Origin of the sequence: Bradyrhizobium macuxiense (assembly GCF_007993935.1) — a bacterium.
Taxonomy (GTDB): Bacteria; Pseudomonadota; Alphaproteobacteria; order Rhizobiales; family Xanthobacteraceae; genus Bradyrhizobium; species Bradyrhizobium macuxiense_A.
Map to the genome: position 1 here is coordinate 104,372 of NZ_VITY01000013.1, position 14,115 is coordinate 118,486.

Consider the following 14,115-nt stretch of genomic DNA (forward strand, 5'->3'; position numbering starts at 1 on the left):
TTCCAGGAAGCCCGTCAACCACGCGAGGTTCCAACATGACCAGTTCCGTCCTCAAGCCCGCCGCCGAGCTCGCCAGCACCAACACCAGGCGCTTTCCCAATGAGAGCGCGGAGTATCGCCGCGCGCGCCAGGCGCTGCTCGTCGAGGAGATCGAGCTGCGCCGTCATATCGAGCGCGTCGCCGAGTTGCGCCGCGCGCTGCCGCCGGGCGGCGAGGTCACCAAAGCCTATGCGTTCGGTGGTGAGGCCGGCGCGGCCTCGCTCGCCGATCTGTTCGGCAGCAAGTCGACGCTGATCATCTACAGCTACATGTTCGGCCCGCAGCGCGAGAAGCCGTGTCCGATGTGCACATCGTTCATGGGCACCTGGGAGGAGAAGCTGCCCGACATCGCGCAGCGCGTGTCGTTGGTGTTCGTGGCGCGCTCGCCGATCGCACGATTGATCGAGGCGAAGAAGGCGCGCGGCTGGACGCGTCACAGGATCTATTCGGATCCGTCGGGTGACTACACGCGCGACTATGTCAGCAGGGATGACAGCGATCTGCCCGGCTACAATGTCTTCACGCGCCAGGACAGCACGATCCGGCATTTCTGGGCCGGCGAAATGGGGGCGGGCACGATGGACCCCGGCCAGGACCCGCGCGGCGCGCCGGACATGGATCCGCTCTGGACCTTGCTCGACACCACGCGCGAGGGCCGCGGCGCGGACTGGTATCCGAAGCTCAGCTATTGAGGGATGGTTTTTGCTCGATCCCCGCGCAATTACGGGGCGATCGGGAAGGAAATTCTCCCTAGGATTTATCTCGGCACGCGGCGACGGAGCCGCGTGCCGGAATGTCCCATCATGGGACAAAAAAGCCGTTTTGGCGGTCCAATGTCATCTTAAAAAAGCCCTACGCCACAGGCACTTCCCGCGTTGCAGGGGATCGCATCCGGTTAAGTCGCATTTAACTAAAAGTCGCCTTAATGGCCGTCTGTGCCCCCGCGCGACGTTGAGCCGAACACCGTTCGACCGTGCGTCGAGTGAGGGACAAAGGTGGACCTGTTTTGAGCGCCGGGCGTATGGGTACGAGTGCGAGTGCGTATGTTCTTGGGGCGCCAAGCCGCAAGAAAACCTCCCGAAAAATCCTCCCACAGCATTTCCTCGGCAGCGCCGCGGTGGCGGGGCTGGTGCTTGGCTGCGCCTGGACCGTCTACGCCAACATCTTTGCGGCGGGCGTCTATCCGTCGGTCGGCAGCGCATCGTTCGATGCGCCGGTGGTGAAGCGGCCCGTCGCCGTCGCCGCACGGCCCGCACCCGCGTTCAACGAGGTGTTCGCGTCCCTGACGCCGGCGCCGGTGGCTCCGGCCAAGACCGAGGTCGCGAAGTCGGAAGCGCCAGCACCTTCGCTCATGTTTAACGATCGGTTTGCAGCGGCATCGCCCGAGGGCGTTGCGTCCAGCGTCGTGGCCGATGCCGCAACGCAGATCGACCCGATCAAGCAGGCGGCCGCTGCACCAAAGGCCGAAGCGGCGAGGGCGGTCGCAACCGCTGAGCTCGCCGAAACATCGAAGCCGCTGCCGGCTCCGAAATCGGTCGAGACAGCAAAGAAGCAAGCCGCCGCCAATCTGAAGGTGGCGCTGAACGATCCCGCTACCAATGTGCAGCCCAAGGGAGCCGAGAAGGGAGCCGAGAAGGCAGCCGAAGCGAAGACTTCCGAGCCGAAGCCGGCCGAGGTCAAGCAAGCTGTGAAATCCAGCGGCGTTCGCGACATGGCTGCGCGTGCCAAGGCCGCGGTGATGTCGATCGCATCGAGCGAACGGCAGACCATGGTCGAGAAGCTGTGGGGCAAGCGTGAGTCGAGCGGCGGACTGCTGTCGTTTGCCTCCGCCGACGCCAACGTCACCGGCAGCATTCCCTCGACGCTGGACCAGAACCCGATGCTCGGCGGCTCGCCGCCCTATGACCGCCAGACCGCGGTGTACGACATCTCGGCCAGGACCGTGTACCTGCCCGACGGCACGCGCCTCGAGGCGCATTCCGGTCTCGGCTCGAGGCTCGACGATCCCAGGTCCTCGCACATGAAGATGGTCGGCGTGACGCCGCCGCACATCTACGAGCTGAAGCCGCGCGAAGCACTGTTCCACGGCGTGCCGGCGCTGCGCCTCAATCCGATCGGCGGCGAAGGCAAGATCTTCAACCGCGATGGTCTGCTCGCGCATACCTTCATGCTCGGCCCGAACGGCGACTCCAACGGTTGCGTGTCGTTCAGGGATTATTACGCGTTCCTCGATGCCTATCGAAACAAGGGTATCCGCCGTCTCGCGGTGCTCGCGCGGATTCAATAGCCGCATTCCGCACGAGGGAGCGCTTGCTCCCCGGCCGGTCGTCCACTGAACGGACGTGAAGCGTTGCGCGGCATCGTACGGCCGGACACAATCTTTGGTGTTCCCTGAAGCAGCCCCGAATGTGGTAATGTGTTCGGCAGAGGCGAGTCCCAGCTCGGCAACGGATCTGGTGCAAAGCGAACATGTCTCCGACGCCACCCATCGAAACCCCACCGCCGATCACGACCGAGGCGTTCGTCGAGGCCGGCGCGGCGGTTGCACGCCTCGAAGATATCTACGAGCGCAACACCGCCTTTCTGCGCAATCGCTTCGAGGCCTATGTCAACGGCGTGCCGTTCACGACGCGGGTGCGCGCGCATTACCCGTTCGTCCGCATCACAACCTCGTCGCATGCCCGGCTCGATTCGCGGCTTGCCTACGGTTTTGTCGCGGGGCCCGGTATCCATGAGACCAGCATCACGCGGCCGGATATTTTTCGGACCTATCTCACCGAGCAGATCGGGCTGCTGATCAAGAACCATGGCGTGGCGGTCGAGATCGGCGAATCGAACGAGCCGATCCCGATCCATTTCGCCTACCGGCGCGACATCAATATCGAGGCGGCGCTGACCATCGCCGACAGTTCGGCGTTCACGCGATCGCTGCGCGACGTGTTCGACACGCCGGATCTCGCGGCGATGGACGATGCGATCGCCGACGGGACGTTCGAGCTGACGCCGGGCACGCCCGAGCCGCTGGCGCTGTTCCGCGCCGCGCGGGTCGATTACTCGCTGCGCCGGCTCTATCACTACACCGGCACCGATCCGGAGCATTTCCAGAATTTCGTGATCTTCACCAACTACCAGTTCTATGTCGACGCCTTCGCGCAATCGAGCCTGCAGCGGCTCGCGGCGGGCGAGCAAGACATCGAGGCGTTTGTCGCGCCCGGCAATCTGATCACGCGCAATGCACGGCTCGGCGGCGGCACCACGGGGACGGCATCGGAGCGCGTGCCGCAGATGCCGGCGTTTCATCTCGTCGAGCCCGGCTATCGCGGCATCACCCTGATCAATATCGGGATCGGACCGTCCAATGCGCGCAACATCACCGATCACGTCGCGGTGCTGCGGCCGCATGCCTGGCTGATGATCGGGCATTGCGCTGGTCTCAGGAACACGCAGCGGCTCGGCGATTACGTGCTCGCCCATGGCTATGTCCGCGAGGACCACGTGCTCGATCACGAGCTGCCGCTGTGGGTGCCGATCCCCGCGCTGGCGGAGATGCAGGTCGCGCTCGAGGAGGCGGTCGGCGAGGTCACCGGGCTCTCCGGTTTCGAACTGAAGCGGCTGATGCGCACTGGCACGGTCGCCAGCGTCGACAACCGCAACTGGGAGATCAGCGGGCCGCAGGTGATCCGGCGGATGTCGCAATCGCGCGCCATCGCGCTCGACATGGAATCGGCGACGATAGCCGCCAACGGCTACCGCTTCCGCGTGCCCTACGGCACGCTGCTGTGCGTCTCCGACAAGCCGCTGCATGGCGAGATCAAGCTCGCGGGCATGGCGAGCGAGTTCTATCGCCAGCGCGTCGGCCAGCACCTTCAGATCGGCCTGAAGGCGCTGGAGCGGCTCAAGCAGCAGGAATCCGAGCGGCTGCATTCGCGCAAGCTGCGCAGCTTCGCCGAGGTCGCGTTTCAATAGAGCATGATCCGGAAAAGTGCGAAGCGGTTTTCCGAAAAGATCATGCTTGAGCAATAAGCCAATGCGCCGGGCGCGCGGCGATCACGCCGCGACGCTCTTCCACAATTGCATCTCGGTGCCGATAGCGGCCTTGACCTGCGGCCGCGCCTGGATCCGCACCAGGTAACTGCCGAGATCGGGCCATTGCGCGAGGTCGACGCCGGCGTGGCGCAACAGCAGCAGCGCCCAGGCGAGATAGCCGTCGGCGACCGTGAAGCGGTTGCCGACCAGGAATTCGCGGTGCGCGAGATGCGCTGACGGCACCGACAAGGTCTGTCCGATCCTGGCACGCGGCTTGGCAAGCGACGCTTCGTCCTTGTACCAGAAGGTCGGGAACAGAAAGCCTTTGTGGATCTCGGTGCCGATGAAGCTCAGCCATTCCTGCAGCCGGTAGCGATCCGGATCGCCTGATGGCGGCGCAAGGCCGAGTTCGGGCTTCAGGTCGGCGATGTATTGCAGCACCGCCGCGCTCTCGGTCAGCCGCTCGCCGTTTTCCAGCACCAGCACGGGCACCGCGCCCTTCGGCGAGACCGTGCGGAAGTCGCTATCGTCCTCGACCACCTTCTTGGTCCAGAGATGGGCCATGCGGTAGCGCGCGTCGATGCCGGCTTCCATCAGTGCGATCCGGCTGGCGAGCGAGCAGGCCATCGGCCAGAAATAGAGCTCAAGCATGATGGCGGCCTCAGGCGAGGGCGTCGCCGCGGGCGATGATCGCGAAGCGGTCGGACAATTCGGCAAGCGCGACGTCGTGGATGAGCCGCGCCGCAATGGTGCCGCCCTTGCCGTCGGGCAGGTCGCGGGTGGCGCAGCTCTCGGCGTCGATGGTGGTGCGGAAGCCGAGATCGAGCGCGGCGCGCGCGGTCGAGCTCACGCACATATGCGTCATGAAGCCGGCGAGCACCAGCTCCTTGCGGCCGGTCGCGGCGAGCTGCGCGTTGAGATCGGTGCCGGCAAAAGCGTTCGGCAGTTGCTTCTCGATCACGATCTCGCCCGGCCGCGGCTTGAGCGGCGCGACGATCGCGCCGCGCTCCGCGCTGCGATCGAACAGGCTTCCCGGCGCTCCCTTGTGCGCGATGTGGATGATCTTGGCGCCGCTCTCCCGCGCGCGGTTGAGCAACGCGGTGGCGCGCGCGATCGCGGGATTGGCGTCGGGCAGGGCGAGGGGACCGGCGAGATATTCGTTCTGGATGTCGATCAGCACCAGGCAGCTGTCACTGAGACGGGGCGGGGTGAGGTCGATGCCGGCAAGCTGCATCAAGGTTTTGGCTGCGGTCATGGTCCTGAGATCTCCAGCGGGTTGGCACCGAAAATATAGCCGCGGACCGGCCTGCCGTTATGCAGGGATATTGCAGCCGGTGGCTGCGTTATTGCAGGAGGGTCGGGCACGATGTACCCTGCCGCCATGAACTGGGACGACCTTCGCATCATCGCGGCCGTCAGGGACGAGGGCACCTATGCCGGCGCCAGCGCGCGGCTGCGTATCGACGAGACCACGGTCGGCCGCAGGCTGGCGCGGATCGAACGCGCGCTCGGCCTGCGGCTGTTCGAGGCCGCCGACGGCGTCCGCAAGCCGACCCGGCAGTGCGACGTGGTGCTCGCGCACATCCAGGCGATGGCGGCGCATGCCGAGGAGATCGGCCGGATCGGCGAAAGCCTGCCGGGCCCGGTCGGCCGGCTGCGCGTCGCCTCCACCAACGCGATCGCGGAGGAGGTGCTGGCGCCGCGCACCGGCGAATTGCTGCGCGCCAATCCGGGCCTGACGCTGCAGTTCCTGACGTCGAGCGACAACGTCAAATTCTCGCGCTGGGAGGCCGATCTCGCGATCCGCCTGCGCAAGCCCGACAAGGGTGATTTCGCGATCTCGAAGCTCGGCGAAGTCCGGCTGTATTTCTTCGAGCCGGCCGCGACATCGGCAGCGGACGCGGTGACCTGCGCCTATCCTGACGAGCTCGGAGCGATTCCTGAAATGCAGTTCCTGCGCGCGAAGCGGCTTCGGGCGCGCTGCGTGACCGACAATGTCCGCATCATCCACAAGATCATCCAGTCGCATCAGGCGGTCGGCGTGCTGCCGGAGCATAGTTGCGCGGACCTTTTGATCGATCGCCGCTTGCGCGCCACGCTGCTGCCGAAACGGCGCGACGTCTGGCTGCTCGTGCAAAGCCATCTCAAGCGCGACGCGGCGACGCGCGTCACCATCGATTGGCTGCGCGCCTGCTTCCAGGACGTCGCGCGCAGCGGGTAAGGCGGGCGGAAGCAGGTCCTCGTCGTTCCGGGGCGGCGCGTGACGCTGACCGCGTTCCGCCGGATCAACCAGGTGATGGAACCGGATTGCAGCGTTTACCGTGCACCGAAATTTGGAACCCCGTTCCGCGGTTCTACGGTGCGAACATGTGCATTTTGCTGTTGCGTCCGTCGGTGCATTTGCATCTAACTCTTTGGGTACTGCCTGCAGAGAATTCCGCCTTACGGCCAAGCGTTTGGAGTTGGTTTTTTGAACGTGCGTCTGAGTAAGTTGGTTATGTGTCGCATCACCACGGGGCGGCGCCAGTGAGGTTCTCCGGCGGGACCGGTAATCGCCTTCTCGCAACATTGCCGGCAGCGGATCTCGATCTGCTCGGGCCCGACCTGGAAACGGTCGCGCTCGATCAGGATGCGGTCCTGACGCGAGCCGGCGACGAGATCGATTATGTCTTCTTTCCCCATAGCGGTGCGATCCTGCTGATGATCGACATGGCGGACGGGCACACGGTCGCGACCGGTGTGGTTGGGCGCGAAGGGGTGGTGGGCAGTCTTTCGGTGCTCGGCTCGTCGCCATCGGGCATTACCGCGGTGGTTGGGGCCGCGGGCACCGCCTCGCGGCTCCCCGCGGCCCGCTTTCATGCCGCTTTCGGCCGTAGTGCCGCGATCCGGCAGGCGATGCAGAAGCACATCAGATCGATGCTGATCCAGTTCCAGCGCGGCTCCGCCTGCAATGCTCTGCACCCGGTCGAGGCCCGCATGGCGCGCTGGCTGCTCCAGCTTCGCGATCGGGTCGACAGCGATGTCCTCCCGTTGACCCAGCACGCGCTGTCGCAAATCCTCGGCGTGCGACGAACGACGGTGACGCTGCTGATGCGCAATCTTCGCACGCGCGGCGCGATCCGGTCCGAGCAACGAGGCCGGATCGAGATCGACCGGTCACGGCTCGCGGCGGTGGCGTGCGAATGCCACCGCGTCATGCGTGTCGAAGCCGAGGAGATCTTCTCGGGCCACCAATCCCGCGCGGCGGCGCGAACCGACGATCCGCGCATCTCGCAAGCCGAGACCGACGACGCGATGTGAGCGCGCAGGAAGCGCGATCAACGGCGCCGCCGCCGATCAGGCCGCCGGGTCGAGGCCGCTGTTGTCTCGAGCCTGGCGATCTCGCGCAGCTCTTTCGCCGTCCGGCGCAATTCATTGCGTTCCGGACCCGGCTTGAGCCGTCGTGCCTCGTCGAGAAAGTCCTTGGCCTGCAGCAGCCAGGGCAATGCTTTCGTTGCGACCTGCATGTGCGACATGGTGTCCCTCCATCGCGATCGTCAATGATCTGTGTCGGCGTTCAGGCCGGCGGCCCGGCACTGCGCCGCCGCACGCGGATGCTGGGCTCGTCGACCCAGGCCTCGCGCGCGAACCAGGCATGATCGGCGCGGCAGAACGGGCAGCGGGTGCGCGAGAAGAACACCGTGCTGCGTCTAAAGCTCTCGCGATCGGTCGTGATGCCGGTGGGTATCGCGTGTCCGGTTTGCGGACATTTCACCATGAGCATGCCCATGTGAGCCCTCGATATTGCTTTCTTGCCTCTTGCAGGAAAGCACCGGCCGGTCGGAATGCGCCTCTTGAAGGTGCGGGTACTTGGGGAGCATCGCGCACCTGCGGCATTTGACGAAGCATCGGGCAGTGGGGGCTGCGTGCTCGTCTGTGGGCTTATTCCAACCGGCCGGATCCCTCCTCGAACGAATCCTCAATATGACTTTAGGCGCCGCCTTTTTGTCAGGCGGCTTGCTTGATCACCTTCGCGACGTGCGTTCTCACCGGCGCAGCCATGTCCGCCGCAAGCCTCTCGCCAAGCACCCACAATTCCCTGTTTTGGTCGGATGCCAGCTGGAAGGTCTTGCGGGCATGCTCGGCAGACAAAGCCAGGGCATCGGTGGCTGACCTGGCGCCGAGGAGATGGACCAGGAAGTCGAGCGCGGAGGCGGCATTGGCCTGCGAGATTTCGAACATCTTGAGCCCGTAGTCGGTCGCGCCTCGCGTACTGCACGAATAGATTTCGCCCAGCGCCTCCGCCATCTGCTCGGAGGCGGTTCGTGCGCGGGCAAGACCCTGTTCGGCAAGATTGCCGAAGCCCGGCAACGGCATTGCGAAGACGGTGGTGCCATTCGCTGTGACTTTCATCTCACCTTCACTCAAGACGCAGTCTCCCTCTCAAGCGAAAGCCTTCCTCGCAACGCTGCCGCGTCACGAGAGCCGACGCTCCGTGTTTGGTTCAGATTTTGGGTGAGCTTGAAATCCCGTCCCGACGCTACTGTGCGTGAATGCAAGCGCGATTGTCGGTTCGGTTTGCGACTCTTGCGATGAATTTTTTTTGAAATGTCAACTCACACCAACGTATGTTTACGGGGCCTGTGTATGACGTGGATATCGTGAGCAGCAGAACATTCCCGCTTCGCTGTGAGGTTGCGCAGGTCGCGTTGCGGAAGGGCAAGCGACGGATGTGCAGTCGCACATCATCGCTCGACGCGCGGGCGCCGCGAATTGATGGCGCAATTCATCGGGCGCACAACACGTGGTAGTGGATGCCGTAACCGGACACCGCCTTTGGCACAATTCGCATGGTCCATGGGGCCGGCCGCGGCCAAATTGCTGCAAACAAGGAGTGCCGGGGCGGGACATATTGGGATAACCTTGGTCCGCCGTGGTCCATTCGGCCAGCCGTCAACCCGTCGGTGAAGCCAATGCAGCAGATTGCGGAATGGCTCGAGAAGCTGGGGCTTGGGCAATACGCACTGCGTTTTGCCGAGAACGGCATCGACGTAGGTGTTCTTCCGGAATTGACCGATGAAGACTTCGACAGGCTCGGCGTCCTGCTCGGCCATCGCCGCAAGATGCTGCGCGCGATCGCCGATCTCAATCAAGCCGAACTGATCGCCGCGCCGATTTGCTCGCACGATGCCGAGCGCCGCCATCTCACCGTGATGTTCTGCGACCTGGTCGGCTCGACGGCCTTGTCGGCGCGTCTCGATCCCGAGGACATGTGGGAAGTCATCCGCGCCTATCGTGCGGCCTGTGTACGGGTGATCGCGACATACGATGGCGTCGTTGCCAGATTTATCGGCGATGGGATCCTCGCTTATTTTGGTTATCCCCGGGCCCACGAGGATGACGCGGAGCGCGCGGTGCGGGCCGGCCTCGACGTCATCGCCGCAATCGGCAAGCTCGAGATCCGCGCGGACGAGGGGGTTGCGGTGCGGATCGCGATCGCGAGCGGGCTAGTCGTGGTCGGCGACCTCGTCTCCGGCGCTGTGTCGGAGGAGCAGGCGCTGGTCGGCGATGCGCCGAACGTCGCCGCGCGGTTGCAGAGCCTTGCGGAGCCGGGGGTGGTCGTCGTGGCCGCCTCGACGCGCCGGCTGCTCGGTAATCTGTTCACGCTTCGCAACCTCGGTCGCCGCGAGGTCAAAGGCATCTCCGAGCCGATCGCGGTGTGGGCTGTCGAAGGCGAGCCGGCATCGGAAAGCCGTTTCGAGGCGGTGCGTACCGCGCGCTCGATCGGCTTCGTCGGCCGCAAGGCGGAGATCGAATTTGCGCTGTCGCGCCAGCAACTGGCGTGGCAGGGCCAGGGCCAGGCGGTGCTGATATCGGGCGAAGCGGGTATCGGCAAATCCCGCATCGTGGCGATGCTCTCCGACAGTCTCGTGCCCGAGACGTACCGCCGTGTGCGCTATCAATGCTCGCCCTATCACGCCAACAGCGCGCTGCATCCTTTCGTCGCCCAGCTCGAACGCGCCGCCGGCATCCGCTCGGAGGATGTGCCGGAGCAGAAGCTGGACAAGCTCGAGGCCATGCTGGCGCTGGGGACGCAGCAGGTCGCCGCCGTGACGCCGCTGATCGCGGCGCTGCTGTCGATCCCGACCGGTAAGCGCTATCCGCCGCTCGGCCTCAGCCCGGCGCAGCAGCGGCGGCAAACATTCGCAGCGTTGCTCGACCAACTCGAGGGCCTCGCCCGGCAGCAGCCGGTGCTTGTCGTCTGCGAAGACATGCATTGGGCCGATGCCACGTCGCTCGAATTGCTCGACCTCGCGGTTGACCGGATCAGGGGGCTGCCGATCCTCATGCTCATGACGTTCAGGCCCGAGTTCGAACCGCCGTGGGCGGGGCTCGGCAATGTCAGCCTGCTGCGGCTCGATCGGCTCGACCGGCAGGACACGCGCGCCCTGATCGAGCAGGTGACCGTCGGCCGGTTGCTGCCCGGCGAGATGATGGCACAGATCATCGAGCGAACGGATGGTGTCCCGCTGTTCGTCGAGGAACTGACCAAGATGGTCATGGAGTCGGGGCTGCTCGTCGAGAATGCCGGGCGCTATCGCCTCGACAATCCGCTGCCGCCGCTTGCGATCCCGGCGACGCTGCAGGATTCGCTGATGGCCCGGCTCGACCGCCTTGCGCCGGTCAAGGAGGTGGCGCAGATCGGCGCGGCGATCGGCCGTGAGTTCTCCTATGCGCTGCTGCGCAGCGTGGCCGGGCGCGACGATCTGACGCTTGCCGCGGCGCTCGCCCAGCTCGAAGAAGCCGAGTTGCTGTTGCGCCGAGGCACGCCGCCGGATGCAAGCTACAGCTTCAAGCACGCGCTGGTCCAGGAAGCGGCTTATGAGAGCTTGCTCAAGAGCCGCCGGCAACTGCTGCACAAGCAGATCGGTGACGTGCTGCGCGCTAGGTTTGCCGAGATCGCCGAGATCGAGCCGGAAGTCGTTGCTTATCATTTCACCGAGGCTGGGCTCGGCGAGACCGCGCTGGCGTGGTGGCGCAAGGCCGGTCAGCAGGCGCTGAAGCGCTCGGCCTATTGCGAGGCGATCGCGCATCTCGGCAAGGCGGTCGCCATCGCCGATGAATTGCCCGACGAGCCGGGTCGGATGATCGGCCGGCTCCATCTGCAGATCGCCTACGGCCGCGCGTTGCGGGGCAGTCTCGGACACAGTGCCCCCGAGACGGTGGCCGCCTGGACGCGCGCCCGGCGGTTCGCCTCTGACATCGATGATCCAATCGAACTGGCGCCGATCCAGTCGGGCCTCTTCAACGCCTGCTTGACCCACGGCGAGCTCGCGCCGATGCGGGAGTTGGCGGAGGCGATCATGGGAGCGGCGGAACGGCATCGGGAATCGCCGGTGGCGACGATCGTCGCGCGCTGGACCAGCGGGGTGACCTCGTGGTTCGCGGGCGACTATCTGAACGCGGGCATCCATCTCGAGCAGGCGTTCGCTGCTTATGGGACCGAGCGGGATCCGGCAACGTTCAAGGCGTCGACGCTCGATCTGCCGTTCGTCATCATGAGGTTTCTGGCTCTCGTGCTTTGGCCGCGTGGCGAGATCGATCGGGCCCGGCAGCTCGCGGGCGCAGCAGTGAGCGTCTCCGGCGAACAGCGCGCGCTCGCGCGTGCCAATGCGCTGGTTCACAAGGCGGTTTTCGACGGGCTGTGCGGCAGCCGGTTGCGGCAGACCGAGACGATCCTCGCCCTCGGACTGGCGCAGGATCACACGATGCCGCTGTATGTCGCCGCCGGCACCTATCTCAATGGTTTGGCGAAATGGCGCGCCGGCGACCGGTCGGCAGGTCTCGCGGACATGCAGCGCGGCTGGACACTGCTTCACGAGAACGACTGCTACCTCTGTGATCCCTTCTGGGGATTGCAGATTGCGGTGGCGAATGCAGAGGCCGGCCTTGTCGAGGCGGGACTCGACATCATCAGCGAGCTGATCGACGCGACGGCGCAATCCGGGCAGCACTGGCTGGATGCCGAGCTCCACCGCGTGTTGGGTGAGCTGCGGGCGCGTCGCGACACCCCTGACATTTCCGGCGCCGAGGATGCCTTCCACCGCGCACTCGAAATTGCTCGAAGGCAACAGACGAAGACGTTCGAACTGCGCAGCGCATTGGGACTTGCACGCCTATACGTCGGCAATGGCCGGGCGGATGCGGTGCCGGGGGTGCTTGCGCCGGTGCGCGCATGCTTCGATGCCGGGCAGGATCTCGCCGAGATCGGGGAGGCCGACGAACTGCTCGGCCATGCGGATTGGCCGGGCCGCCACTCCCGTGCATCCTGACGGGAGCCGGTCGTGACAAACAAAAACCCCGGCATCGCTGCCGGGGTTTTGCATTTCGTGGCTTGCCTTGAGTGGCTGGATCAGAAGTCCATGCCGCCCATGCCGCCGCCCGGAGGCATCGCGGGGCCGCCGGCGTTCTTCTTCGGCAGCTCGGCAACCATCGCTTCCGTGGTGATCAGCAGCGCGGCAACCGAGGCAGCGTTCTGGATCGCGGTACGGACAACCTTGGTCGGGTCGATGATGCCCTTCTTGACGAGGTCGGCGTAGTCGCCGGTCTGGGAGTCAAAACCGTAATTGTAGGTCTTGTTCTCCAGGATCTTGCCGACGATGACCGAGCCGTCTTCACCGGCGTTGATCGCGATCTGGCGAGCCGGAGCCGACAGCGCCTTGCGCACGATCTCGACGCCCGTCTTCTGGTCGTCGTTCTTGGTGCGCAGGCCCTTGAGCTGCTCGGAAGCACGGAGCAGGGCGACGCCGCCGCCCGGGACGATGCCTTCCTCGACAGCCGCACGGGTCGCATGCATCGCGTCATCAACGCGATCCTTGCGCTCCTTCACCTCGACTTCGGTCGCGCCGCCGACGCGGATCACCGCGACGCCGCCCGCGAGCTTGGCGAGACGCTCCTGCAGCTTCTCACGGTCGTAGTCCGAGGTGGTTTCCTCGATCTGCGCCTTGATCTGGGCAACGCGGGCGTCGATGTCGGCCTTCTTGCCGGCGCCGTTGACGATCGTGGTGTTTTCCTTGTCGATCATCACCTTCTTGGCGCGACCGAGCATCTGCAGCGTGACGTTCTCGAGCTTGATGCCGAGGTCTTCCGAGATGGCCTGGCCGCCGGTCAGGATCGCGATGTCCTGCAGCATGGCCTTGCGGCGATCGCCGAAGCCCGGAGCCTTGACGGCCGCGACCTTCAGGCCGCCACGCAGGCGGTTGACGACGAGGGTGGCGAGGGCTTCGCCTTCGACGTCTTCAGCGACGATGACCAGCGGCTTGCCGGTCTGCACCACGGCCTCGAGCAGCGGCAGCAGCTCGTTCAGCGAGGAGAGCTTCTTCTCGTTGATGAGGATGTAGGCGTCGTCCATCTCAACGCGCATCTTGTCGGCGTTGGTGACGAAGTAGGGCGAGATGTAGCCGCGGTCGAACTGCATGCCCTCGACGACGTCGAGCTCGGTCTCGAGCGACTTGGCTTCCTCGACCGTGATCACGCCCTCGTTGCCGACCTTCTTCATGGCGTCGGCGAGGAACTTGCCGATCTCGGCATCGCCGTTGGCCGAAATGGTGCCGACCTGGGCGATCTCCTCGTTCGAGGTGACCTTCTTCGAGTTCTTCTGCAGGTCCGCAACGACGGCTTCGACCGCGAGGTCGATACCGCGCTTCAGGTCCATCGGGTTCATGCCGGCGGCGACCGACTTGGCGCCTTCCTTCACGATCGCCTGGGCGAGCACGGTCGCGGTGGTGGTGCCGTCGCCGGCCGCGTCAGCGGACTTGGAGGCGACTTCGCGCACCATCTGGGCGCCCATGTTCTCGAACTTGTCCTCGAGCTCGATCTCCTTGGCGACGGTGACGCCGTCCTTGGTGATGCGGGGAGCGCCGAACGACTTCTCGAGCACCACGTTGCGGCCCTTCGGACCGAGGGTAACCTTCACCGCGTTGGCGAGAACGTCGACGCCGCGCAGCATCTTGTCGCGCGCCTCGACGGAGAATTTGACTTCTTTAGCTGCCATCTGAATTTTTCCTTGAG

The 14,115-nt window shown here is 65.2% G+C and carries 12 protein-coding genes; 6 read left to right on the forward strand and 6 right to left on the reverse strand.

Annotated elements, in window-relative coordinates:
* Positions 1 to 35 precede the first annotated feature (35 nt).
* The 3 genes from FBZ93_RS30130 (at position 36) to FBZ93_RS30140 (ending at position 4,005) form a co-directional block, all read left to right on the forward strand.
* Entirely contained in the window at positions 36 to 731 is a 696-nt protein-coding gene (locus tag FBZ93_RS30130; RefSeq protein ID WP_146991073.1) for a DUF899 family protein, read from the forward strand.
* 425 nt (positions 732 to 1,156) lie between these two features.
* The gene (locus FBZ93_RS30135; protein WP_146991075.1) at positions 1,157 to 2,326 is read left to right on the forward strand and encodes a DUF2778 domain-containing protein; all 1,170 of its coding nucleotides are present in this window, start codon (positions 1,157 to 1,159) and stop codon (positions 2,324 to 2,326) included.
* A gap of 182 nt (positions 2,327 to 2,508) precedes the next feature.
* Entirely contained in the window at positions 2,509 to 4,005 is a 1,497-nt protein-coding gene (locus FBZ93_RS30140) for an AMP nucleosidase (protein WP_146991077.1), read from the forward strand.
* Positions 4,006 to 4,086: 81 nt separating this feature from the next.
* Here the strand turns inward: FBZ93_RS30140 and FBZ93_RS30145 are convergent, their stop codons facing one another.
* Both FBZ93_RS30145 and FBZ93_RS30150 read right to left on the reverse strand, forming a co-directional pair.
* A complete protein-coding gene (locus FBZ93_RS30145) occupies positions 4,087 to 4,716 on the reverse strand; it encodes a glutathione S-transferase N-terminal domain-containing protein (protein ID WP_146991079.1) in 630 nt (209 codons plus the stop codon).
* A gap of 10 nt (positions 4,717 to 4,726) precedes the next feature.
* A complete protein-coding gene (locus tag FBZ93_RS30150) occupies positions 4,727 to 5,320 on the reverse strand; it encodes a cysteine hydrolase family protein (protein WP_146991080.1) in 594 nt (197 codons plus the stop codon).
* A 126-nt stretch (positions 5,321 to 5,446) separates the two neighbouring features.
* On the opposite strand from FBZ93_RS30150, the gene FBZ93_RS30155 reads away from it, so the two are divergent.
* Together FBZ93_RS30155 and FBZ93_RS30160 are read left to right on the forward strand one after the other, a co-directional pair.
* Positions 5,447 to 6,286: a LysR family transcriptional regulator gene (locus FBZ93_RS30155; protein WP_146991199.1), complete on the forward strand. Its 840-nt coding sequence runs from the start codon at positions 5,447 to 5,449 to the stop codon at positions 6,284 to 6,286.
* A gap of 305 nt (positions 6,287 to 6,591) precedes the next feature.
* On the forward strand, positions 6,592 to 7,365 hold the full coding sequence (locus FBZ93_RS30160; protein WP_146991082.1) for a Crp/Fnr family transcriptional regulator: 774 nt from the start codon (positions 6,592 to 6,594) through the stop codon (positions 7,363 to 7,365).
* Positions 7,366 to 7,382: 17 nt separating this feature from the next.
* Here the strand turns inward: FBZ93_RS30160 and FBZ93_RS30165 are convergent, their stop codons facing one another.
* The 3 genes from FBZ93_RS30165 to FBZ93_RS30175 form a co-directional block, all read right to left on the reverse strand.
* Entirely contained in the window at positions 7,383 to 7,580 is a 198-nt protein-coding gene (locus FBZ93_RS30165) for a hypothetical protein (RefSeq protein WP_146991083.1), read from the reverse strand.
* Positions 7,581 to 7,621: 41 nt separating this feature from the next.
* Complete coding sequence (locus FBZ93_RS30170) at positions 7,622 to 7,834, reverse strand: hypothetical protein (protein WP_146991085.1); 213 nt, start codon at positions 7,832 to 7,834, stop codon at positions 7,622 to 7,624.
* Between the two features lie 218 nt (positions 7,835 to 8,052).
* Positions 8,053 to 8,457 carry a phasin family protein gene (locus tag FBZ93_RS30175; protein ID WP_246667704.1) on the reverse strand — a complete coding sequence of 135 codons (405 nt, stop codon included), beginning with the start codon at positions 8,455 to 8,457 and terminating at the stop codon, positions 8,053 to 8,055.
* A 560-nt stretch (positions 8,458 to 9,017) separates the two neighbouring features.
* Between FBZ93_RS30175 and FBZ93_RS30180 the strand changes: the two genes are divergently transcribed.
* Positions 9,018 to 12,377, forward strand: a complete 3,360-nt coding sequence (locus tag FBZ93_RS30180; protein WP_167529275.1) for an adenylate/guanylate cyclase domain-containing protein — start codon at positions 9,018 to 9,020, stop codon at positions 12,375 to 12,377.
* An 80-nt stretch (positions 12,378 to 12,457) separates the two neighbouring features.
* Here FBZ93_RS30180 and groL read toward each other — a convergent pair whose 3' ends face one another.
* Positions 12,458 to 14,098 carry a chaperonin GroEL gene (gene groL, locus FBZ93_RS30185; RefSeq protein ID WP_024582526.1) on the reverse strand — a complete coding sequence of 547 codons (1,641 nt, stop codon included), beginning with the start codon at positions 14,096 to 14,098 and terminating at the stop codon, positions 12,458 to 12,460.
* Positions 14,099 to 14,115: the final 17 nt, after the last annotated feature.

Coding starts and splice junctions, on each gene's coding strand:
- FBZ93_RS30155 (WP_146991199.1), top strand. CDS start 5,447: ATGAACTGGGACGACCTTCGCATCATCGCGGCCGTCAGGGACGAGGGC.
- FBZ93_RS30175 (WP_246667704.1), bottom strand. CDS start 8,457: ATGAAAGTCACAGCGAATGGCACCACCGTCTTCGCAATGCCGTTGCCG.
- FBZ93_RS30180 (WP_167529275.1), top strand. CDS start 9,018: ATGCAGCAGATTGCGGAATGGCTCGAGAAGCTGGGGCTTGGGCAATAC.
- FBZ93_RS30170 (WP_146991085.1), bottom strand. CDS start 7,834: ATGGGCATGCTCATGGTGAAATGTCCGCAAACCGGACACGCGATACCC.
- FBZ93_RS30140 (WP_146991077.1), top strand. CDS start 2,509: ATGTCTCCGACGCCACCCATCGAAACCCCACCGCCGATCACGACCGAG.
- FBZ93_RS30165 (WP_146991083.1), bottom strand. CDS start 7,580: ATGTCGCACATGCAGGTCGCAACGAAAGCATTGCCCTGGCTGCTGCAG.
- FBZ93_RS30145 (WP_146991079.1), bottom strand. CDS start 4,716: ATGCTTGAGCTCTATTTCTGGCCGATGGCCTGCTCGCTCGCCAGCCGG.
- groL (WP_024582526.1), bottom strand. CDS start 14,098: ATGGCAGCTAAAGAAGTCAAATTCTCCGTCGAGGCGCGCGACAAGATG.
- FBZ93_RS30150 (WP_146991080.1), bottom strand. CDS start 5,320: ATGACCGCAGCCAAAACCTTGATGCAGCTTGCCGGCATCGACCTCACC.
- FBZ93_RS30130 (WP_146991073.1), top strand. CDS start 36: ATGACCAGTTCCGTCCTCAAGCCCGCCGCCGAGCTCGCCAGCACCAAC.